This window comes from Mesorhizobium sp. CC13 (assembly GCF_039907765.1).
Taxonomy (GTDB): domain Bacteria; phylum Pseudomonadota; class Alphaproteobacteria; order Rhizobiales; family Rhizobiaceae; genus Aminobacter.
This window is the reverse complement of record NZ_JARDJI010000007.1, coordinates 128,292-148,780: the sequence shown is the minus strand read 5'-3', so window position 1 is coordinate 148,780 and position 20,489 is coordinate 128,292. Positions and strand designations below refer to the sequence as shown.

General features: G+C 66.3%; 18 protein-coding genes. 1 reads left to right on the top strand and 17 read right to left on the bottom strand.

The features are described 5' to 3' along the window. Window positions 1–25: 25 nt before the first annotated feature. The 4 genes from PV773_RS12540 to yajC are packed head-to-tail and all read right to left on the bottom strand — an operon-like array spanning window position 26 to window position 4,199. A complete protein-coding gene (locus tag PV773_RS12540; protein ID WP_347966710.1) occupies window positions 26–826 on the bottom strand; it encodes a phytoene/squalene synthase family protein in 801 nt (266 codons plus the stop codon). A gap of 25 nt (window positions 827–851) precedes the next feature. Then, a complete protein-coding gene (locus PV773_RS12535; RefSeq protein ID WP_347966651.1) occupies window positions 852–1,241 on the bottom strand; it encodes an Mth938-like domain-containing protein in 390 nt (129 codons plus the stop codon). Between the two features lie 6 nt (window positions 1,242–1,247). Continuing rightward, on the bottom strand, window positions 1,248–3,809 hold the full coding sequence (gene secDF, locus PV773_RS12530) for a protein translocase subunit SecDF (protein WP_347966650.1): 2,562 nt from the start codon (window positions 3,807–3,809) through the stop codon (window positions 1,248–1,250). A gap of 51 nt (window positions 3,810–3,860) precedes the next feature. Beyond that, window positions 3,861–4,199 carry a preprotein translocase subunit YajC gene (gene yajC / locus PV773_RS12525; RefSeq protein ID WP_340037441.1) on the bottom strand — a complete coding sequence of 113 codons (339 nt, stop codon included), beginning with the start codon at window positions 4,197–4,199 and terminating at the stop codon, window positions 3,861–3,863. 176 nt (window positions 4,200–4,375) lie between these two features. Here yajC and PV773_RS12520 point away from each other — a divergent pair, with 176 nt between their 5' ends. Then, a complete protein-coding gene (locus PV773_RS12520) occupies window positions 4,376–5,248 on the top strand; it encodes an ATP-binding protein (RefSeq protein WP_347966649.1) in 873 nt (290 codons plus the stop codon). A gap of 100 nt (window positions 5,249–5,348) precedes the next feature. Here the strand turns inward: PV773_RS12520 and PV773_RS12515 are convergent, their stop codons facing one another. The 13 genes from PV773_RS12515 to argS all read right to left on the bottom strand — a co-directional run bounded on the left by PV773_RS12515 (window position 5,349) and on the right by argS (window position 20,436). Further along, on the bottom strand, window positions 5,349–6,665 hold the full coding sequence (locus PV773_RS12515) for a M23 family metallopeptidase (RefSeq protein ID WP_347966648.1): 1,317 nt from the start codon (window positions 6,663–6,665) through the stop codon (window positions 5,349–5,351). A 163-nt stretch (window positions 6,666–6,828) separates the two neighbouring features. After that, the gene (locus PV773_RS12510) at window positions 6,829–7,482 is read right to left on the bottom strand and encodes a protein-L-isoaspartate(D-aspartate) O-methyltransferase (protein ID WP_347966647.1); all 654 of its coding nucleotides are present in this window, start codon (window positions 7,480–7,482) and stop codon (window positions 6,829–6,831) included. Continuing rightward, window positions 7,479–8,237 carry a 5'/3'-nucleotidase SurE gene (gene surE / locus PV773_RS12505; RefSeq protein ID WP_347966646.1) on the bottom strand — a complete coding sequence of 253 codons (759 nt, stop codon included), beginning with the start codon at window positions 8,235–8,237 and terminating at the stop codon, window positions 7,479–7,481. Before surE ends, PV773_RS12510 begins: the two co-directional genes overlap by 4 nt. Window position 8,238: 1 nt before the next feature. Further along, window positions 8,239–9,564, bottom strand: coding sequence for a serine--tRNA ligase (gene serS, locus PV773_RS12500; RefSeq protein ID WP_347966645.1), 1,326 nt, complete (start codon window positions 9,562–9,564; stop codon window positions 8,239–8,241). 58 nt (window positions 9,565–9,622) lie between these two features. Then, a complete protein-coding gene (gene tatC / locus PV773_RS12495) occupies window positions 9,623–10,510 on the bottom strand; it encodes a twin-arginine translocase subunit TatC (RefSeq protein ID WP_347966644.1) in 888 nt (295 codons plus the stop codon). Further along, entirely contained in the window at window positions 10,507–11,172 is a 666-nt protein-coding gene (gene tatB / locus PV773_RS12490; protein ID WP_347966643.1) for a Sec-independent protein translocase protein TatB, read from the bottom strand. Before tatB ends, tatC begins: the two co-directional genes overlap by 4 nt. A gap of 32 nt (window positions 11,173–11,204) precedes the next feature. Further along, window positions 11,205–11,423: a twin-arginine translocase TatA/TatE family subunit gene (locus PV773_RS12485; RefSeq protein ID WP_340037448.1), complete on the bottom strand. Its 219-nt coding sequence runs from the start codon at window positions 11,421–11,423 to the stop codon at window positions 11,205–11,207. A gap of 34 nt (window positions 11,424–11,457) precedes the next feature. After that, the gene (locus PV773_RS12480) at window positions 11,458–12,564 is read right to left on the bottom strand and encodes an ABC transporter ATP-binding protein (protein WP_347966642.1); all 1,107 of its coding nucleotides are present in this window, start codon (window positions 12,562–12,564) and stop codon (window positions 11,458–11,460) included. 38 nt (window positions 12,565–12,602) lie between these two features. Next, on the bottom strand, window positions 12,603–13,337 hold the full coding sequence (gene scpB / locus PV773_RS12475) for an SMC-Scp complex subunit ScpB (RefSeq protein WP_347966641.1): 735 nt from the start codon (window positions 13,335–13,337) through the stop codon (window positions 12,603–12,605). After that, entirely contained in the window at window positions 13,334–14,134 is an 801-nt protein-coding gene (locus tag PV773_RS12470) for a ScpA family protein (protein WP_347966709.1), read from the bottom strand. Before PV773_RS12470 ends, scpB begins: the two co-directional genes overlap by 4 nt. A gap of 66 nt (window positions 14,135–14,200) precedes the next feature. Further along, window positions 14,201–15,220, bottom strand: a complete 1,020-nt coding sequence (nagZ, locus tag PV773_RS12465) for a beta-N-acetylhexosaminidase (RefSeq protein ID WP_347966640.1) — start codon at window positions 15,218–15,220, stop codon at window positions 14,201–14,203. Between the two features lie 118 nt (window positions 15,221–15,338). Continuing rightward, window positions 15,339–18,575, bottom strand: a complete 3,237-nt coding sequence (locus PV773_RS12460; protein WP_347966639.1) for an SPOR domain-containing protein — start codon at window positions 18,573–18,575, stop codon at window positions 15,339–15,341. Between the two features lie 103 nt (window positions 18,576–18,678). Next, a complete protein-coding gene (gene argS / locus PV773_RS12455; protein WP_347966638.1) occupies window positions 18,679–20,436 on the bottom strand; it encodes an arginine--tRNA ligase in 1,758 nt (585 codons plus the stop codon). Between the last annotated feature and the right edge of the window lie 53 nt (window positions 20,437–20,489).

Below are 20,489 nucleotides of genomic sequence, written 5' to 3'. Positions count from 1 at the left end.
CGAGATCCCCTGTCGCCGATAGCGGTCAGCGCCAGCCGCGCGATGCCGTCCGCAACATCAGCAGATGCCTGCGCAGCGAGGACATGCCGTCCTTGCCGCGCTCCAGCCGGTCGAGATAGGCGCCGGTGAGCGCCAGCGGCAGGAATGCCGGGCGAAGCGAGGCGGGCATTGCGCCGGCCTGCCGCGCGAAGGCGCCGAGATGCTCGCGAGCCAGCGCGATCATCGCCTGGACGACCAGGGCCGACCGCTGGCTCCCGCCGTCGGCGACGAATTCCTCCGCCGTCATGCCCGCCACCGCAAGGATGTCCCGCGGCACATAGCACTGCCCCCGCGCGCGATGCATGGGCAGCAGCCGCAGCAGGCCCGTGATCGCCTGGGCGCAGCCGGCGTGGCCAGCCAGCTCGGCGTGCCTGGCCGCCTCGGGCGCATCGAGGACCAGCGCCGCAAGCTGGATCAGCGCCGAGGCCGTCTCGCCGCAATAGCCTTCGAGATCGGTCCGCGACGGCATCGGGTCGTCGTAGAGGTCGAAGATGCGGGCTTCGAGGTAGTTGTCGAAGGCGGCTTTGGGCAGCCGGTACGTGGCGATCGCGGCCAGCAGCGCCTCGGCCACCGGATGCCCGGCGCCGGCCTGCGGGTCGCCCGAGGCGATGACGTCGCGCCACCACTGCAGGCGTATCTCGCCCGGCATCGGCTCGCTGACGCGGTCGCGTATGCCGGCGATCTCGGCGTTGAAGGCATAGAGGGCGAACAGCGCGTCGCGCCTGTCGTCGGGAGCGTAGAGGGCGGAGAGATAGCGGTCGCGGTCCTGACCCCGGACCAGCTCCATCACCGCTGCGGCATTCGCGCTCACTTCAGTCGACGGCGATGAGCGCCGCCGCGACCGCGCGGTCTTCGGCGAGCAGCACGTTGTAGGTACGTACCGCGGCACCGGTCGACATCGGATCGGCGGAGATCCTGGCCTCCTTGAGGGCCGCGCGCAGATCGGCCGGCAGTGGCCTGAGCTCCTTGCCGGTCCCGACGAGCAGGATTTCAACCTTGTCGGCCTCGGCGAGAAGCTTGGCGAAGTCCGCCGACGTCAGCGCCAGCGGATCGGCCGGCGCCCAGCCATAGATGCCGGACGGCAGGCAGAGGATCGAACCGCGATGCGACATCTCCGCGAAGCGGAACCCGCCGTCGCCATAGGCGTCGACGGGAGCCCTTCCGGGAAAGTGCGCCTCGCGCATGACCAGGCCTGCCGCCATCGTCCGTTACGACTTCGTCGGCTGGGCGTTGGTCGGCACGGCCGGCTTGTCCTTCTCGTCGGCCTCGAAGGTCTCCGGCCGCAGCCTGAACAGGATCAGCAGCGGTCCGGCGACGAAGATCGACGAATAAGTGCCGACCAGGATGCCGAAGATCATCGCCAACGTGAACGACTGGATGACTTCGCCGCCGAACAGGTAGAGCGAAACCAGCGCGAGCAACGTCGTCACGCCGGTCAGCACCGTACGCGACAGGGTCTGGTTCATCGACAGGTCGAGCAGTTGCTCGATCGGCATCTTCTTGTACTTGCGAAGGTTCTCGCGGACGCGGTCGTAGACCACCACCGTGTCGTTGATCGAGTAGCCGACGATGGTCAGGATCGCCGCGATACTGGTCAGGTTGAACTCGATGCCGGTAATGACATAGAGGCCCACCATCATCGTCACGTCGTGCACCGTGGCGAGGATCGCGCCGAGACCGAACTGCCATTCGAACCGGAACCAGATGTAGATCAGCATCGCTGCCATGGATGCCAGGACGCCGAGCGTGCCGTACCAGGCGAGTTCGCTGGAAACCGTCGGCCCGACCGATTCGACGCGGCGGAAGTCGTACTCGTTGGCAAGCTCGCTGCGCACCTTCTCGACCACGCTCTGCTCGGCATTGTCGCCGGCATTCTGGCCCTCGACGCGGATCAGCAGGTTCTGGTCGGAACCGAACTGCTGCACCTGGACGTCGCCGAGGTTGAGCTCGCTGAGCCGTGCGCGGACGTCGCCTGAATCGGCGGTTCCCTGCTTGGCCTGCACCTCGATGCTGGTGCCGCCGCGGAAGTCGATGCCGTAGTTCATCTCAACCGAGAAGAACAGCACCATGGCGGCAAGCGAAGCCAGCGCCGACAGCGTGAAGGCATAACGCCGCCATGACATGAACGGGAACGCGGTGTTGTCGGGAACCAGGCGCACGAGGCCCTTCGGCAGTTCCTTGGGCTTCATGCGGCGGAGCCAGATCGCAACCAGCCAGCGGGTGAGCGTGAAGGCGGTGAAGACCGTCGTCACGATACCGATCGCAAGCGTCACGGCGAAGCCGCGCACCGGACCGGAGCCCAGATAGAACAGGATGACGGCGGCGATGAAGGTCGTGAAGTTGGCGTCGACGATCGTCGCCAGCGCTCGGGCAAAGCCCGAATCCAGCGATTGCACGAGCGATCTGCCCAATTGTCGCTCTTCGCGCACGCGCTCGTAGATGATGACGTTGGAGTCCACCGCCATGCCGACCGTCAGCACGATGCCGGCGATGCCTGGCATGGTCAGCGTCGCGCCGAGGATCGACAGGATCGCGATGATCAGCGCCACGTTCGCGACCAGCGCGATGTTGGCGATGATGCCGAGCGTGCCGTAGGCGACGAGCATGAACGACACCACCAGGATGCCGGCGATGATCGAGGCGAACTTGCCGGCGGCGATCGAGTCGGCACCGAGGCTCGGACCGACGGTGCGTTCCTCGACGATGGTGAGGTCGGCCGGCAGGGCGCCGGCGCGCAGCAGCACGGCAAGGTCGTTGGCGCTCTGGGCGGTGAAGCTACCCGAGATCTGGCCGGTGCCACCGAGGATGGGCTCACGGATCTGCGGCGCCGAAATCACCTGGTTGTCGAGGATGATGGCAAACAGGCGGCCGACGCCCTGCTGGGTGGCCTGGCCGAAGCGCGCGGCACCCTTGGCGTCGAAGCGGAAGGAGACGACGGCCTCGCTCGTGCGCTGGTCGAAGGTGGCCTGGGCATCGACGAGGTTCTCACCCGAAACGATCACCCGGTTCTCGATGAGATAGGGAACGGGCGGATCGTCCTGCGAGTACATGACCGTCGAGCCGGCCGGCGGGCGGCTCTGCAGGGCCTGCTCCACCGACATCGTCTGGTCGACCATCTGGAAGGTCAGCTTGGCGGTCTTGCCGAGGATGTCCTTGAGGCGCTGCGGATCCTGCAGGCCGGGCACCTGGACGAGGATGCGATCGGCGCCGGCGCGCTGGATGATGGGCTCGTTGGTGCCGAGCTCGTTGACGCGGCGGCCGACCACTTCGATCGACTGGGTGACGGCATTGCTGACGCGATAGTCGATCCCCTCTTCGGTGAGCGTGAAGCGCAGCACGCCGGGCTCAGGTTCCTCGAGCGACAGCTCCGCAAGCGTGCCGCCGCCGAAAATGCCGGCCGAAACGGGCTGCGTCAGCGCCGCGAGCGCTTTCTTGGCAGCCTCGAGTTCGTTCGCGTCGCTGATGCGGACCTGGACCGTCTTGCCGGTGCCCGTAAGCCCGGTGTAGCCGATCTTGGCGTCGCGCAGCAGCGTGCGGATGTCGTCTCGCGTCGCCTGCAGGCGTTCGTCGATCAGGTCCTGCCGGTCGATCGCAAGCAGGATGTGGGAGCCGCCCTGAAGGTCGAGGCCAAGCGTCATGGGGCGCTTGGGAAGCCAGCCGGGAAGTGAATCGAGCTGCGACTGGCTCAGCATGTTCGGGATGGAGAAGAGCACCCCGAGGAGCACGACGGCCCAGATCGCGATTGTCTTCCAGCGCGAGAAATAGAGCATTTGGCCTCGTCCGTTAAGGCGTGAAAGCGGTGCGTTCCGCCTTGAATACGGTTATTTCTTGGCGTTCTGGTTGGCGATCGGCTCGCCCTTGACCCGAACGTCGGAAATGGTGGCCCGCAGCGCGGTCACCTTGACGCCGTTGCCCAGATCGACCTCGAGTTCGTTGTCGTCGATCACCTTCGTCACCTTGCCGACGAAGCCGCCGCCGGTCACGACGGTGTCGCCGCGACGGATGGCCGAGAGCATCTCGCCGCGCTTCTTCAACTGGGTACGCTGCGGGCGGATGATGAGAAAATACATGATCACGAAGATCAGCACAAACGGCAGAATGCTGACGAATACGTCGGGCGTGACCCCCGTGGCCTGTGCGTATGCCGGCGTGACGAACATGAATGTCTCCTGAGAAGTGACGGGAAACCGCAAATCCGGCCCCCGGGAAATGTGCGCGGAATATAGTCGCTAAAGCCATCAATGCAACTGCACATGGTCCAGGCAACGCCGCTTTTCCCTGCAATCCGAGCATGGTAAAGCGGCACCACAATCGAATGCCGCTAGGGAAGTGTGCAATGGACAAGACGATCGAAGCGCTCAACGACAAACTCGACCGTCTCGTCGCCGCGGTGGCGCGACTTGCCCCGCCGGCAGCACCCGAAACCGACCTGGACTCGGCCGATTGCTTCGTATGGGCCGCCGATCCCGGCTATCTCGAGCCCGTGCACCGGGTAAACCGCGTCGACATCGGCCTCATCAGGGGCGTCGACCGCGTCCGCGACATCCTCGTCGACAACACCGAACGCTTCGCCGCCGGCCTACCGGCCAACAACGTTCTGTTGTGGGGCGCACGCGGCATGGGCAAATCGTCGCTGGTCAAGGCGGCGCACGCCACCATCAATGCCGGAGCCAAAACCGCCTCGCCGCTCAAGCTCGTCGAGATCCATCGCGAGGACATCGACACGCTTCCCAAGCTGATGGCCCTGCTCAAGGCGTCAGAGCATCGATTCATCCTGTTTTGCGACGATCTTTCGTTCGACCACGACGACACCTCCTACAAGTCGCTCAAGGCGGCACTCGAAGGCGGCGTCGAGGGCCGTCCGGCCAACGTCATCTTCTATGCCACCTCCAACCGGCGCCACCTCCTGCCGCGCGACATGATCGAGAACGAGCGGTCGACTGCGATTAATCCGTCCGAGGCGGTGGAGGAAAAGGTGTCGCTGTCCGACCGCTTCGGCCTGTGGCTCGGCTTCCACAAGTGCTCGCAGGACGAGTATCTCGAAATGATCGGCGGCTACGCGCAATATCACGGCCTGGACATCGACGCCGACGCCCTGCGTGCCGACGCGCTCGAATGGGCGACCACGCGCGGCAGCCGTTCGGGGCGCGTCGCCTGGCAGTTCATCCAGGATCTGGCCGGCCGCCTGGGCAAGCCACTGAAGGACTGAATGCGAACGCCCGCCCCTTGCGGGACGGGCGTCGATGGTCGGAAATTCCGGGAGCCGCTCGAGCCGGGGCTTCGATACCCGGCCTCGGCTGCGGCCGCGCCTATTCGAGATAGGTCGTCGGATCGACCGGAGCGGAGTTCTTGCGCACCTCGAAATGCAGCTTCGGGGCACTCGCGTTGCCGGTCATGCCCGACAGCGCGATCTCTTCGCCACGCTTGACCTTCTGGCCGCGCTGCACCTTGAGCTCGCTGGCATTGCCGTAGACGGTGACCAGTCCGTTCTCATGGCGCACCAGGACGGTGTTGCCAAACTCCTTGAGGCCGTCGCCGGCATAGATGACGACGCCGTTCTCGGCCGCCTTGACCGGCGTGCCTTCCGGAACGGAGATGTCGATGCCGTCACCCTCCTTGCCGCCACCCTTGCCGTAGTTGGACACGACGCGGCCGCGAACCGGCCAGCGCATGCGCGAGATGCCGGTGGCGCTCGGCGCCGCATCGGTGGATTCTTCCGCCTGCGTGGCCGGCTTGTCGCTCTTCGGCGGCGTGTAGGCGGCAACCGTCGGCTGCTCGGCGACCGCGGGCTTGGCTGCCGCGACAGCCGGCTTGGCCGGCGCCGGCGTGCTGGTCACCACCGGATCGACCGCCGCAGGCGCAGCCTTGGCGACCTGGGTCGTCGCATTCGCGCCGGGCACCTTCAGCGTCTGGCCGATGCGGATGCGTCCATCGGTAAGGCCGTTGGCCTCCTTGAGGGCGGCCGTGGTCACTCCGAGCTTCATCGCGATCCGGTTGAGCGAATCGCCTTCGACCACCGTGTAGCCGCCGGCACCCGTCGAACCGGAACTCTTGCCGGTCGAGGCGTCGAGCTTGGCAACCGTGTTGCCTTCTTTGGTCTTGGGCTGCTGCGGCAGCACCGCCACCTTGTCGGTCGACAGCGGCTGCTGGTTGTTCGGCAGCGGCTTCTTGGTCGCCTGCCCCGGGACCTTGAGAACGTTCTGTTCGGCCTGGGCGAGCTTGGGCTGCGCCGGCTGGCTGACGGCGGCCGTCGCGGTGCGGTCCATGGCAGGAGCGAGCGCGGGCGCCTGGGCCGTTCTCGTCGCGGGGGCGAGCGCCGGAGCTGGAGCTGCGGCTACCGGTGCCGGCAGCGGTTGCGAGGAAACCGGCTGCAGGCTGCTGCGACCGACCGACCCGCTGTTGCTGGCCACGAGCGGAGCCGCCTGGGTGTCGCCGGGATAGGGCTGCGGCTGCTGGTTGATGATCTCGCGCTGGTTCGAGGTCGAGGCGGTGAACAAGTCATCGACGCCACTGCCACCAAATCGCGCAACACTGGAACTGCAACCGGCTGCGACGCCAGCCAACAGCAGAACGGCGCCATTGCGCGCCAGAGAGCGTCCATTCGCCTTCAAGATACTGAAACGCATCGCTATGACCCGCGCTTTACCCGATACCAACTGGGTATGATTAAAGCGCGTTAATGTTACCGGTCGGTTAAGCGAAACAAATAAACGCTCGGCATTTTTTACGCTTCGGCAGGGAAGGTTACGGCCACTGGAGATCGGCGCCGAAAGACCCGGCAGTGCGTGGTCAGATGACGGCGGCGACGCCCTTTGCCAGCGGCTGCAGGCGCACGACGCCGAGATCCTCGCGCTCGAACCGGCTGCCGATCTTGGTGAGCTTGCAGACCACCTGCTCGCCCTCCTCGGGACCGATCGGCGCGATCATGATGCCGCCGCTGGAGAGCTGGTCGACGAACATGCGCGGATAGCTGTCGAAGGCCGCCCACACCACGATGCGGTCGAACGGCCCCTCGCCCGGCAAGCCGGCGGATCCGTCCGCCTGCCGCACCATGGCATTGGTGATCCCGAGCGCCTCGAATCGCTGGCGCGCCTGCTCGGCCAGGGTCTTGAAGCGGTCGACGGTGATGACGCGCGCAGCCAGGCGAGCCATGACCGCGGCGGTGTAGCCCGAGCCCGTGCCCACCTCCAGCACCCGGTCGCCGGCCTCGATGTTCAGGGCCGAAATGATCGCCGCCTGGATGTCGGCGCCTTCGATCGCCTCGCCGCACTCGATCGGCAGCATGCGGTCCGACCAGGCGAGGTGGTGGAACTGGCCGCCGACGAATTCGCGCCGCGGCGTCGCCTCGAAGGCGGCGATCAGGTTCTTCGGAACGACGCCGCGCCCGCGCAGCCGCAGCAGAAAAGCGGCAAAGCCTTCACGGTCGTCCGACATGATGTTCATGCGATTGCCTTGGCCAGTTGGTCGCGCAGTTCGTGGGCGGTCATGTCGAGCTTCAGCGGCGTGACCGAAATCTGCTTGTTGCGCACCGCGTGCAGGTCCGTTCCCGGCTTCACCTCCGGCTCGTCGCGGCCGAAGCGCAGCCAGTAGTAAGGCAGGCTGCGGCCGTCGCGGCGCTCCTCGACCCAGATGCCGTAGGCGAGCTTGCCCTGGCTGGCGACGACGGGACCCGTCACCTCGTCCGGCGGGCAGTTGGGGAAGTTGACATTGAGCAGGACGCCGATCGGCAACTCGGTCGCGATCAGCTTCCTCAGCAGCGCCGGCGCCAGCGCCTCGGCCGTCTCGTAGGGCACGATCCGCTCCTCGTTCTCGTAGACATAGGCCTGGCTCAGGGCGATCGAGCGGATGCCGATCAGCGCGCCTTCCATGGCGCCCGCCACGGTGCCCGAATAGGTGACGTCGTCGGCGACGTTGAGGCCCGAATTGATCCCCGACAGGATCAGGTCCGGGGGCTCGGGAAGGATCCTGCGCGCGCCCATGATGACGCAGTCGGTCGGCGTGCCATTCACCGCATAGTGCCTGTCGCTGATCTTGCGCAGCCTGAGCGGCTCCGAGATCGACAGCGAGTGCGCATAGCCGGACTGGTCGGTCTCGGGTGCCACCACCCACACGTCGTCCGACAGCTGCCGGGCAATGCGCTCGAGGACGGCCAGTCCCTCGGCGTGAATGCCGTCGTCGTTGGTCAGCAGAATGCGCATGTCAGTTCTTTTCGATCTTGGCCAGGCCACCCATGTAGGGCCGCAGCACTTCAGGAATCGTTACACTGCCGTCCTCGTTCTGGTAGTTCTCCAGCACGGCGATAAGCGCACGGCCGACGGCCACGCCCGAACCGTTGAGGGTGTGGACGAAGCGCGTGCCCTTCCCCTGCCCCGAGCCTGTCGAAGGGTCCGCGGGACGGTAGCGAGCGTCCATGCGGCGGGCCTGGAAGTCGCCGCAGACCGAGCAGGACGAAATCTCGCGATAGGTGTTCTGCCCGGGCAGCCAGACCTCGATGTCGTGCGTCTTGCGCGCGCCGAAGCCCATGTCGCCGGTGCACAGCACCACGGTGCGGAACGGCAGGCCGAGACGCTTCAGCACCTCTTCGGCGCAGGCCGTCATGCGCTCGTGCTCGGCCAGCGAGCTCTCCGCGTCGGTGATGGACACCAGCTCGACCTTGTAGAACTGGTGCTGGCGCAGCATGCCGCGCGTGTCGCGGCCGGCCGAGCCCGCCTCCGAACGGAAGCAAGGCGTCAGCGCGGTCAGCCGCAACGGCAGCCTGTCGTTGTCGAGGATCTCCTCGCGCACCAGGTTGGTCAGCGGCACCTCCGCGGTGGGGATCAGTCCCAGACGGGCGTCGCCGTGCGGGGTGAAGAACAGGTCTTCCTCGAACTTCGGCAGCTGGTTGGTGCCGAAAAGCACCTCGTCGCGCACCAGAAGCGGCGGCTGCACCTCGGTGTAGCCGTGCTCGGAGGTGTGCAGGTCGAGCATGAACTGGCCGAGTGCGCGTTCGAGGCGCGCGAGCTGCCCCTTCAGCACGGTGAAGCGCGAGCCGGAAAGCTTGGCGGCACGCTCGAAATCCATCAAGCCGAGGGCCTCGCCGATCTCGAAATGCTCCTTCACCCAGTTCGGGCGGGGCAGAACTTGGCCGACCTTGCGCAGCTCGACATTGTCGTTCTCGTCCTTGCCGACGGGAACCTCTGCGAGCGGCATATTGGGAATGACCGCCAGCGCATCGTCGAGCGCCTTGTCGAGCTGGCGCTCGCGGCCCTCGCCGTCCTGGATGAAGCCCTTGATCTCGGCCACTTCGGCCTTCAGCGTCTCGGCCAGGGCGGAATCACCATTGCGCATCGCATTGCCGATTTCCTTCGAAGCGGCGTTGCGGCGCTCCTGGGCCTCCTGCAGGCTGGACACGTGGGCGCGGCGCGCCTCGTCCTTCGCGATCAGGTCGTCGACCGTCGACCGTGCCGCCTCCGCCGATTGTCCGCGCTTGGCCAGCGCCTCGACAAGAGCTTCAGGGTTCTCGCGAATCCATTTGATATCAAGCATTTAAAAGGTTTCCGGTCGCGGTGGTTTATCGAAACGACCGCGACGGCGGATCGGGCTGTCAGCCGGCCTTGTCGGCGCTGCCTGTGCCTTCGAGGGAAGTCGATGCTGCATGCGTCTGCTCGGCGGGGTTGTCGTCCTCGCTCTGCGTTTCGCCTGCCAGGCGCTCCTGCTCGCGCTTCCTTTCGATCATCCGGGCGGTCCAGATGGAAATCTCGTAAAGAAGGATCGTGGGAAGGGCAAGGCCGATCTGGCTGACGGGATCGGGCGGGGTGAGCACGGCCGCCACCACGAAGGCGATCACGATCGCCCACTTGCGCTTCTCGGCCAGCCCCTGCGAGGTCACCAGGCCGACACGCGCCATCAGCGTCGTCACCACCGGCAGCTGGAACACCAGGCCGAAGGAGAAGATCAGCGTCATGATGAGGCTGAGATATTCCGACACCTTTGGCAGCAGCGAGATCTGCACCTCACCCTCGCCGCCGGTCTGCTGCATGGCGAGGAAGAACCACATCACCATGGGCGTGAAGAAGAAATAGACCAGCGCCCCGCCCATCAGGAACAGGATCGGCGATGCGACGAGGAACGGCAGGAAGGCGGAGCGCTCGTTCTTGTACAGGCCAGGCGCCACGAACTTGTAGATCTGCGAGGCGATCAGCGGGAAAGCGATCACCAGGCCGCCGAACATGGCAAGCTTGATCTGGGTGAAGAAGAATTCCTGCGGCGCCGTGTAGATCAGCTCGACCTTCTGCGGATCGAGACCGGCCCACTGCGTCGCCCACTTGAACGGGATGACGAGCAGGTTGAACAGCTGCTTGGCGAAGAAGAAGCAGACCAGGAAGGCCCCGAAGAAGCCGCCGATGGACCAAATCAGCCGCGTCCTGAGTTCGATCAGGTGCTCGATCAGCGGCGCCGATGACTTGTCGATCTCGTCGTCTTCGGCGCTCACGAGGATTTTCCTGCCTTGGTCGTCTTTTTGGGCGCGGCCTTGGCCGGCCCGGTCTGGGGTCCACCGGCGGCCTTGGCCGCACTGGTCTTCGGCGCAGCGGTCTTGGCGGCGGCCTTGGCCTTGGAAGCGGGCTTTGCCTCGGCTGCTGCCTTGGGCTTGGCCGTTTCGGCTGCAGTCGGCGCTGCGGCTGCTGGCGCCGGGGTCGACCTGGTCTCCGCTGCCGGGAACGCCGGTGGCGACGTCGGCATCGCCTCCGGACCGGCAACGCCCGGCATCGCGGTTGCACCTGCCTTGAGCGGCTCGGCCGGCCGGGCAGCCGCGTCGGCCGCCGCCGCTTCGGCGATCTCCGCCGGTGTCGGCTTCATCGCCGAATCGAAGCCGCTGCGAATGTCTGCCGCGGCCTTTTCGAACGGATTGAGCTGCTTGCGGATTTCATTCGCCGGATTGAGGCCCCGGATCGCGTCGACCGACTTCTTGACGTCGTCGAGTTCCGCCTCCTTCAGGGCCTCGTTGAACTGCCGCTGGAAGTCGCCAGCCATGGAGCGCGCCTTGGTCGTCATGCGCCCGAAGGTTCGGAGCATGCGTGGCAAATCCTTCGGCCCGACGACCACGATCATGACGATCGCGATCACCAGCATTTCGGTCCAGCCGATTTCAAACATGGCGATGCGGTCCGGCTAACGGCGGAACGGGCTCAGCTCTTGCTGGCCTTTTCCTTGCCCGGGTTCACGGTCTCGTCGGCGCGGTGTTCGACGGTCTTGGTGTCGTCGGAATCGTCTTCCGACATGCCCTTCTTGAAGCTCTTGATGCCCTTTGCCATGTCGCCCATCAGCTCGGGAATCTTGCCGCGGCCGAACAGCAGCAGCACGACGACCAGCACGATCAGCCAGTGCCAGATTGAAAACGAACCCATTGAACTCTCTCTCGAACTGTTTCCTGGGATTGATCTAGGCTTTTTCGCCGCCGGTTTCAAACACTAGAACGTCGGCTTTCCGCAACGAAAGCCAAATATCTCGCGCCTTGGCGGACAAAGCGCCGCAGCGGATGCGGGCCCGCACGGGAGTCTCGGCTCCCGACACCGCCAGTTCCAGCAACTCCACAACGCCGAGATAGCGCCGGGTAATGATCCGGGCCTGGGTTTCGCCGGTCGTTTCGCTGACATCGATGCCGTTGAGCCGCACCGCAACCTGTACGTCGGTACCGTCGGCGATGCTGGTCTCGACCTCACCGATGGGCGTGTCCGCATAGCCATCGACCACGCGCGCCGGAAATACGTTGAGTTCCGAGAAGAAGCCGGCGACGAACAGGCTTTCCGGGCGAAGATAGAGGTCTTCCGCCCTGCCCGTCTGCACCAGGCGGCCATCCTTGAGCAGGGCGATGCGGTCGCCCATGCGCATCGCCTCCTCGGCATCGTGGGTGACGACGATGGCCGTGGCGCGGCTTTCGCGCAGGATGGCGAGCGTTTCGGCCCGCACCGCATCCTTCAACCGCGAATCGAGGCCGGAGAACGGCTCGTCCATGAGCAGCACGGCAGGCCTCGGCGCGAGAGCGCGTGCGAGCGCCACGCGTTGCTGCTCGCCGCCCGACAGCGCATGCGGATAATTGTCGGCGTAGTGCTCCAGCCCGACGCGCGACAGCGCGATAAGCGCCTCGCGCCTGCCCTCCTCGCGCGACAGCGCCGTCAGCCCGAAGCGGACGTTGTCGACGATGGTCAGATGCGGGAAAAGCGCGAAATCCTGGAACACCAGCCCGATCGAACGTTGTTCCGGCGGCAAGAACACGGACGGACCGGCGATCTCCTTGCCATTGAGCAACACCCTGCCCGAGCCTTGCGCCTCTATGCCGGCGGCGATCCTGAGCAGCGTCGTCTTGCCCGACCCGGAGGGGCCAAGCAGGCAAAGCACCTCGCCCGGTTCGGCCGCGAGGCTCACGCCGCGCAGCGTCTCGGCCCCGTTGGCGAAGGAATGGCGGATGTTCTCGAACGCCAGGCGCGCTGCAAAGGTCACGCCCGCCGTCACGCGGGCCGCTGTCGCCTGGGCTTTGTTGGTCGTCACAGGATGAACCTCCGGGGCCGGTTCCTCACCGGCGCCGGTCAATCATCTGTGGCACGAGGTGTCAACAGGCCAAGCTCCTCGAGATCGATGTCCGTCAGCGGATCCTCGTCCTCGGCAAGCTGGTCCGGGTCGGCCGGCGGCAGCGGCACCGAGAAGCCGGGCGGCATGCGCGTCGACAGCAACCCCGCCCCCTTCAGCTCTTCGATGCCAGGCAGGTCGCGTATCTCCTCGAGGCCGAAATGGTCGAGGAACTTTTCCGTCGTGCCGTAGGTCACGGGCCGGCCCGGCGTCTTGCGCCGGCCGCGCATCCGGACCCATTCCGTCTCCATCAGCGTGTCGAGCGTACCCTTGGAGGTCTCGACGCCGCGAATATCCTCGATCTCGGCGCGCGTCACCGGCTGGTGATAGGCGATCACCGACAGCACCTCGAGTGCTGCGCGCGACAGCTTCTTCTGCTGCACGGTGTCGCGGCTCATCAGGAAGGCGAGATCGCCGGCGGTGCGGAACGCCCAGGCATCGGCGACGCGGATAAGGTTGACGCCGCGCCGCTCGTATATGCGTTGTAGTTCCGCCATGGCGGCGGGCACGTCCACACCTAAGGGCAGGCGCTGCACCAGCTGGCGCTCGCTCACCGGCTCGGCGCTGGCAAAGACGATGGCTTCCGCCATGCGGACTGCTTCGGCCAGATGCAGCCGGGCCGCTGGGTTGATCTCGATGGCCTTGCCGTCCTCGTCCTCGACGGAAAACGGAACGACATTCGATCCTTCGGTCATGACGCACCTTCGGTCTTGCGGGCGTGCTGGCGGTCGCGCAGGTAGATCGGCGCGAAAGGTTCGTGCTGCCGGATCTCGATATGTCCCTCGCGCACCATTTCGAGGCTCGCGGCAAAGGAACTGGCGATCGCCGTCGGCCGCTGCTCGGGGCTGGTCGTGTAGCGGATCAGGAAATGATCGAGCGAAGTCCAGTCGCTGAACTGGCCGATCAGGCGGATCAGTATCTCGCGCGCCTGCTTGAGCGACCAGACGCCGCGCTTGGCGATCTGGACGTTGGTGATCGCCTGGCGCTGCCGCTGTCCGGCGTAGGCGCTCAACAGGTCATAGAGCGAGGCCGAGTACTCGTTGCGCTTGTCGATGATGACCATCTCGGGCGCGCCGCGTGCGAAGACGTCGCGGCCGAGCCGATTGCGGTTGACGAGCCGGGCAGCCGCATCGCGCATCGCCTCGAGACGCTTCAGCCGGAACTGCAGCACCGCCGCGAGTTCCTCGCCGCTTTCGCCCTCTTCGCCCGGCTGCTTGGGGATCAGGAGCTTCGACTTGAGGAAGGCGAGCCAGGCGGCCATGACCAGGTAGTCGGCGGCGAGTTCGAGCCGCAGCGCCCGCGCATTGGAGACGAAGTCGAGATACTGCTCCACCAGAGCCAGGATCGAAATGCGCGAGAGGTCGACCCTCTGGCTGCGGGCGAGATGCAGGAGCAGGTCGAGCGGCCCTTCGAAGCCGGCGACGTCGACGACCAGTGAAGGGTCGTCCGTCGTCCGGTCCTCGTCGGCGTTTTCCGCCCACAGGCGGTCCATCGGTGCTGGCTTTGCAGCCTTGCTTTCCAATGCTTCCGCCAAGATCCGCGCCTTCTGCTTGAGAGGCTATGCAACTGCCTCGAAATAGTGACCGAATTCTGCCCTGATCGATGCTTCGTCGTGGCCGTCGCCAGTCGTGATCGCCTCAAGCGCCGCCTCGGCGCGTTCCAGCGACCTGCCAGCCAGCGGAAGAGCGCGCGAGGCGATGCCTTCCATCTCCTCCATCACCCCGTTGCAGTGAAGGACGAGATCGACGCCTGCTGCAAGGATCGCCTCCGACTTTGACGGGAAATCCCCAGAAAGTGCCTTCATCGAGGTATCGTCGCTGACCAGAAGCCCGTCGAAGCCGATCTCGCCGCGCACGATCTCCTCGATCACCTTGCGCGAGGTCGTCGCCGGCGCGTCGGGATCGACGGCACTATAGATGACATGCGCGGTCATGGCGATCGGCAGGTGATTGAGGGCCTTGAACGGCGCGAAGTCGTGGGCGCGCAGTTCGTCGAGCGGCGTGTGGACGGTGGGCAGCTCGAAATGCGTGTCGGCGGTCGCCCGGCCATGGCCCGGAACATGTTTCATGACCGGCAGCACTCCGCCGGCCAGCAGGCCTTCGGCGGCAGCAAGGCCGAGAGCAGCCACGACGGCCGGGTCGCGGTCATAGGCGCGCGCGCCGATGACGTCGCTCGCCCCTTCCACGGGCACGTCGAGCACCGGCAGGCAGTCTGCCGTGATGCCGTAGCGGCTCAGATCGAAGGCATGCAGCCGGGCATGCAGCCAGGTCGCCCTCAGGCCCGCCTCGCGGTCGCTCCGGTAGAGCGCGCCGAGCGCCCCTCCAGCCGGATAGTTGGGCGCCAGCGGTGGCCGCAGGCGCTGCACCCGGCCGCCCTCCTGGTCGATGAACACCGGGGCTTCCGGGCGTCCCACGCTGTCGCGCATCGATGCGACCAGGTCTCGGATCTGCTCCGGCTCCTTGACGTTGCGGGCAAACAGGATGAACCCCCAGGGCCGCTCGCGCCGGTAGAACGCGACTTCTTCGGGAGTAAGCGAAAGGCCTGCACAGCCCAGGATCATCGATTTTGATTCGGTCATGTCGGGAAGCTTAGCGCCTTTTGCCAGGGGATAGAATCGCGCCGGATCGTGGCCCGGAAATGAAAAACGGCGCAGCAGAGCCGCGCCGTTGCTTACCGATGTCTCAGCCTGCCGGGCGTTACTTCGAGACGAAGCAGTTGCCGCCGGCCGACTTGTAGCTTTCGCACAGCGCCACCGCGTCGTTGCGGGTGCCGGCCGGCACACGGACGCGCCAGAAGGTGCCCTTGCCGGCGATCTCGGCCTTGACGATGCTGACCTCGCGGCCATTGAGCACGCCGTTGTAGCGGCGCAGCAGGTCCTGGTAGGTCGACTTCGCCGCCTCTTCGCTCGGCTGCGAGGCGATCTGCATGGCCCAGGCGCCGGCCGCGGCCGTGGCGGGCGCCGCAGGTGCAAGCGCCGCCACCTGGTCAGGCTTGACCTCGCCAACCACGTTGACCGGCTGCTCGGACGGGCGCTGCGGCGCGATCGGGGCGCTGGCAGGCGTTTCGGCGGACTGGGCAGGCTTTGCCGGGACCGGCGCGAGAGCCGGCTTGGCGGCGGCGGGAACGGTGCCCGTCGCCTCGGCGCCAGGCTCGGCGACGCGCTGCGGTGCCGGATCGGCCGGTTCGGTCGCCGCCACCTGCGGTGCCGGAGCCGGGTCTTCGCGGGGGACCAGCGAGCCGTCGGGCCTCACCACCATGGTGCGCACCTTGCGCGGCGCAACCGCAGCGGTCTCGTCGTCCGACACCGGCTGGTCAGCCTCGATCGCCTGCTGAACGCGGTCCTCCGACTTCGGAGCGGCGGCCTGCTCTTCGCCTGCCGCGACATTGTCGCTGGCACGCGCCTCGGCTTCCTGCGCCACGACGTCGATCGGCTCTTCCGTGTTGGTCACGAGCTTCTCTTGCGTCGGCGTGGCGGTCGCGCTTCCGCCGGCGACGCGGTCATAAACCTTGTTGTCCTGGTTGGGGACAATCGCGCCGCCCGGGTTTTCGGGCCTGACCTTCATCGGGCCGTCATCGGCCTTGAGCACGACCGGGGTGTCGGCACCGTCGCTGCCACCGAACGACAGGGCGAGCGCGCCGATGCCGCCAATGACGGCAACCGCGCCGACGATGGCTGCGATCATCAGGCCGCGACGGGCGGGACGGGCCGCAGCCGGCGAACCGGGCAGCTCGGAGGCTGCCATGGCCTCGTCGAAATCCGGATCGAAGGCGAACTCGTCATGCGATGCCCCGGACTGCGCCTGCGGTGCGGTGCGCGCGTCGTGGTCGCCGCCCCTTGCGAAGGACCGGTCGCTGCCGGCATAGGCTGCGGCGGCCGAGGCAATGGCGCCGGCAGCTGCTGCGGCAGGAAATTCGGCCGGTCGCGCAGGCGTCGCCTCGCGCAGCGCCTGGCGGTCGAAGCCGGCTGCGTAAGGGTTCGACGCATAGCTGGACGACGCCGGGGCTGGCGCCGGCTCGGCGGCCTGCATCTCGTTCATCAGGCTGGAGAACTCGCCCTCAAGATCGTCGTAGGCGGAAGCCGGCGGCGTCTCGTCCTCGAACGTCAGCTCGGGAATGTCCAGGTCGTCGGCAAGCGCGATCGCCTTCTCGGGAACGTCGACGGTCTCGATGTCCGGCGCCTCGTCCACCGCCGAAACGGCAGCGAACAGTTCCGCCTCGAGGTCGTCCTGCATGTCGTCGGTCGCCTCGACCTCAGGCTCGTAGGCCGGAACCTCGGCGCGCGGCGCCTGGTAGCTGGCCACGGCCGGGGCGGCAACCGCGGCGGCGACAGGCTGCGCAGCGGCGACCTGAGGCCTGTATGCAGGATAGTCCGACATCGGCGACGAACGCGGCGCGACCGGCGTACCGAGCCCCCAGCTGCGGGCATGCTCGTAGCGCGAAGCCGCTAGCGGACGGTCCGGCGCGGGCTGGACCGGCGCTGCTGCCGGCTCGACCGGTGCGGCCGCCTCGGCCTCGCTGCTGCGTTCGAACGCCAGGTCGAAGGCCTCGTCGTCGAAGCTCACTTCATCATCAGCCTGCCTGTCGTAGGTCGGCTCGGCATAGGCCGGTTCCGCATAGGTCGGCTCGGCATAGACGGGCTCGTCTGCCGCCGAAGCCACGGCAAAGCCGGCCTCGACCGGCTGCGGCTCGATTTCGGCCGGCTGTGCCGGTGCCCACAGCGACTTGGAATGGGCAGGCGCGTCCGCCGGCATCACCGGCGAGGCCGCCGGACGAAGCGGCACGACGACGGGATTGGACAGAGCCTTGGCCTGGCTGCTCATGGTGCCGAGCAAGGCGTTGAGCTCGTCCTCCAGGCTGTCTTCCGTGCGCGCCACCGGTTCGGCCTGCCGTACAGCGACCGGTTCGTAGGCCGAAACGGCGACAGCCGGCGCCTCGTAGGCAGGCTCGTCGGTCAGGGCATCCTGCAGCCGGCGCTCGAACTCGTCATAGTCCTGTGCCTGCGCGACCGGAGCCGCCGAAGGCATTTCCACGGCCATGTCTTCGCCCGCATAGGCGGCCGTCTCGACCGGCTCGTAGCCGCTGAGAGTCATCTCCGTTTCATCCGCGGGCGCGTAGCCGGCCTCGTACTTGTCGGCGGATGCATGGGCCTCGTCGCCGTGGACCGCAAAATCCATGTCGACATCGGCCAGGGCGGAATCGAAAGCGACGTCCAGGTCGTGCTCGGCCGCCGTGGCCTCGTACACGGGCTGCGCCTCGACCATGGCGGCAGCCTCCTCGTCGGCCGGCAGCACCTCGTCCTCGAGCGTGAAATGCTGTTCGAAGGATTTATCCAGCGCGTCGTCGAACGCCTGGCCGGCTTCCACTGTCGATGCGACATGCTGTTTACGGTCGACCTGCGGCGCAGCCTGGTATTCGGGCGCCTCGACCAGCTCGTCCTCGAGCGCAAGACCCTCGTCGAACGAAGCGGCGACCGCGTCGTCGAACGCATCGGCCTCGAATGCGGGCTCGTATTCGGGCTCCGGGGCCCGCCCGTAGGCCGGCTCCTGGGCGGCATAGGCCTGGGCGGTATAGGGCTCGTATTCGGACTCGACGGCAAGCTGCGGCGGCGCCGTATCCTCGTAGGGCGCTTCGGAAGCCTCGTAGGCGGCAGGTGCCTCATAGGCCACACGAGTTTCGTAGGCGGCGGGCGCCTCGCGTTCGGGCGCGGCCGCCAGGTCGTCGCCGGCCAATTCGCCGAGCAGTTCCTTTTCCAGGTCGATGCCGAAATCGTCGTCCATCGCCGGCTCCGCACGTCCCGCGGGCGCGCCGGAATCCTGGCGCACGACCGGCTGGCGTGGGTCGAATCCCATGATCCGCGTCAGTTCAGCGAACGGATCCTCGTCGGCGAAATCATTCTTGTTGTCGGCGATCTTCAGCTGGGTTCTGTCTGCCATTAGTTTTCCCGAACTCGCACTTTTCGGACATCCGAAGACATCGCGTAAGGTTGGCCCTTACCAGCGCAATGTGGGCAAAAGGTGACAGGAAATCCCAGGAAACCTAGCGCATTTCGGTGGGGGCTTCCGCTCCGATCAACGCCAGGCCCGACGTCAAGACGTCCGAAACAGCCTGCACCAGCCCGAGTCTGGCATAGGTCAATTCTGGATCGTTAACCTTAACAAAGCGTAAGTCGGGGTTGTCCGTTCCGCGGTTCCAGTGTCCGTGGAACGTGCTGGCGAGGTCGTAGAGGTAGAATGCCAGCCTGTGCGGCTCCATCGACTGCGCCGCGGACTCGATCAGGCGCGGATATTCCGCCAGCTTCTTGACCAGGGCGATCTCGCCTTCGTCGGTCAGCCGGTCGACATGGGCCAAGAGATTGGCGCGGCCGAGGTCGACCTCGCCGAGCTGCTCCCTGGCCTGCCGGAACACCGAGTGGGTGCGCGCCGACGCATACTGCACGTAGAACACCGGGTTGTCCTTGGACTGCTCGGTCACCTTGGCGAAGTCGAAATCGAGCGGTGCATCGCTCTTGCGGTAGAGCATCATGAAGCGGATCGCATCGCGGCCGACTTCCTCGACCACGTCGCGCAGGGTCACGAACTCCCCCGCCCGCTTGGACATGCGCACCGGCTCGCCGTCGCGATACAGCTTGACCAGCTGGCACAGAAGCACGTCGAGCTTCACCGCGCCACCGGTCACCGCCCGCGCCAGCGCTTCCATGCGCTTGACGTAGCCGCCATGGTCGGCGCCGAGCACGAACACGAGTTCCTCGAAGCCGCGATCGACCTTGTCCTTGAGGTAGGCGACGTCGGCGGCGAAATAGGTGAAGGCGCCGTCCGACTTGACCAGCGGCCGGTCCATGTCGTCGCCGACCTCGGTCGAGCGGAACAGCGTCTGCTCGCGGTCTTCCCAGTCGTCCGGCTTCTCGCCCTTGGGAGGCGGCAGCTTGCCCTTGTAGATGTGGCCCTTGAGCGTGAGGTCGCTGATCGCCGCGCGGATGGCCTTGGCGTTGTCGGCATGCAGCGTGCGCTCGGAGAAGAACACCTCGTGGCGCACGTTGAGGAGCGCCAGATCCTCGCGGATCATCTCCATCATCGCCGCAATCGTGCGCTCCTTGACGATGGCCATCGCCTCGTCCTCGGGCATCTCCAGCAGTTTCGGGCCGAATTCCCTGGCCAACGCCTGGCCGACCGGCACCAGATAGTCGCCCGGATAGAGCCCGGCTGGAATCTCGCCGATCGCCTCGCCCAGCGCCTCGCGATAACGCAGCATCACCGAGCGGCCGAGCACGTCGATCTGCACGCCGGCGTCGTTGATGTAATATTCCTTGGTCACGTCATAGCCGGCGAAGTCGAGGATGTTGGCGAGCGTGTCGCCCACCACCGCGCCGCGGCAATGACCGACATGCATCGGGCCGGTCGGGTTGGCCGAAACATATTCGACGTTGACGCGCTTCTTCTTGCCGATGCCCGAGCGACCGTAATCGGCGCCGCTCTCGAGCAGGCCGGCAAGGTGCTTCTGCCAGAAGCCGTCCTTGAGCCTGAGGTTGACGAAGCCGGGTCCTGCCACCTCGGCCTTGGCGACGTCGGCGTCCTTGGCGAGTTCCGCCACCAGCCGTTCGGCCAGCGCGCGCGGGTTCTGCCCGGTCGGCTTCGCCAGCACCATGGCCGCATTGGTCGCGAGATCGCCATGCGTCGCGTCTCGCGGCGGCTCCACGGCAATGCGCGTCAGGTCGAGCACGCCGCCATCTTTCGGAGTCAATTCAAGCGCTTCGACGGCTTTGGTGATCCGCTCGTTGAAATCGGCGAAAATGTTCATTTGCTCGGCTCTGAATGGCATTGCGTGTCGACCGGCAGGAATGCCGGAAAATT

What these genes read in the sequence shown, in the direction of transcription:
- PV773_RS12540 (WP_347966710.1), bottom strand. Translation starts at nt 826, where the DNA reads ATGGAGCTGGTCCGGGGTCAGGACCGCGACCGCTATCTCTCCGCCCTC.
- PV773_RS12535 (WP_347966651.1), bottom strand. Translation starts at nt 1,241, where the DNA reads ATGGCGGCAGGCCTGGTCATGCGCGAGGCGCACTTTCCCGGAAGGGCT.
- secDF (WP_347966650.1), bottom strand. Translation starts at nt 3,809, where the DNA reads ATGCTCTATTTCTCGCGCTGGAAGACAATCGCGATCTGGGCCGTCGTG.
- yajC (WP_340037441.1), bottom strand. Translation starts at nt 4,199, where the DNA reads ATGTTCGTCACGCCGGCATACGCACAGGCCACGGGGGTCACGCCCGAC.
- PV773_RS12520 (WP_347966649.1), top strand. Translation starts at nt 4,376, where the DNA reads ATGGACAAGACGATCGAAGCGCTCAACGACAAACTCGACCGTCTCGTC.
- PV773_RS12515 (WP_347966648.1), bottom strand. Translation starts at nt 6,665, where the DNA reads ATGCGTTTCAGTATCTTGAAGGCGAATGGACGCTCTCTGGCGCGCAAT.
- PV773_RS12510 (WP_347966647.1), bottom strand. Translation starts at nt 7,482, where the DNA reads ATGAACATCATGTCGGACGACCGTGAAGGCTTTGCCGCTTTTCTGCTG.
- surE (WP_347966646.1), bottom strand. Translation starts at nt 8,237, where the DNA reads ATGCGCATTCTGCTGACCAACGACGACGGCATTCACGCCGAGGGACTG.
- serS (WP_347966645.1), bottom strand. Translation starts at nt 9,564, where the DNA reads ATGCTTGATATCAAATGGATTCGCGAGAACCCTGAAGCTCTTGTCGAG.
- tatB (WP_347966643.1), bottom strand. Translation starts at nt 11,172, where the DNA reads ATGTTTGAAATCGGCTGGACCGAAATGCTGGTGATCGCGATCGTCATG.
- PV773_RS12485 (WP_340037448.1), bottom strand. Translation starts at nt 11,423, where the DNA reads ATGGGTTCGTTTTCAATCTGGCACTGGCTGATCGTGCTGGTCGTCGTG.
- scpB (WP_347966641.1), bottom strand. Translation starts at nt 13,337, where the DNA reads ATGACCGAAGGATCGAATGTCGTTCCGTTTTCCGTCGAGGACGAGGAC.
- PV773_RS12470 (WP_347966709.1), bottom strand. Translation starts at nt 14,134, where the DNA reads ATGGACCGCCTGTGGGCGGAAAACGCCGACGAGGACCGGACGACGGAC.
- nagZ (WP_347966640.1), bottom strand. Translation starts at nt 15,220, where the DNA reads ATGACCGAATCAAAATCGATGATCCTGGGCTGTGCAGGCCTTTCGCTT.
- PV773_RS12460 (WP_347966639.1), bottom strand. Translation starts at nt 18,575, where the DNA reads ATGGCAGACAGAACCCAGCTGAAGATCGCCGACAACAAGAATGATTTC.
- argS (WP_347966638.1), bottom strand. Translation starts at nt 20,436, where the DNA reads ATGAACATTTTCGCCGATTTCAACGAGCGGATCACCAAAGCCGTCGAA.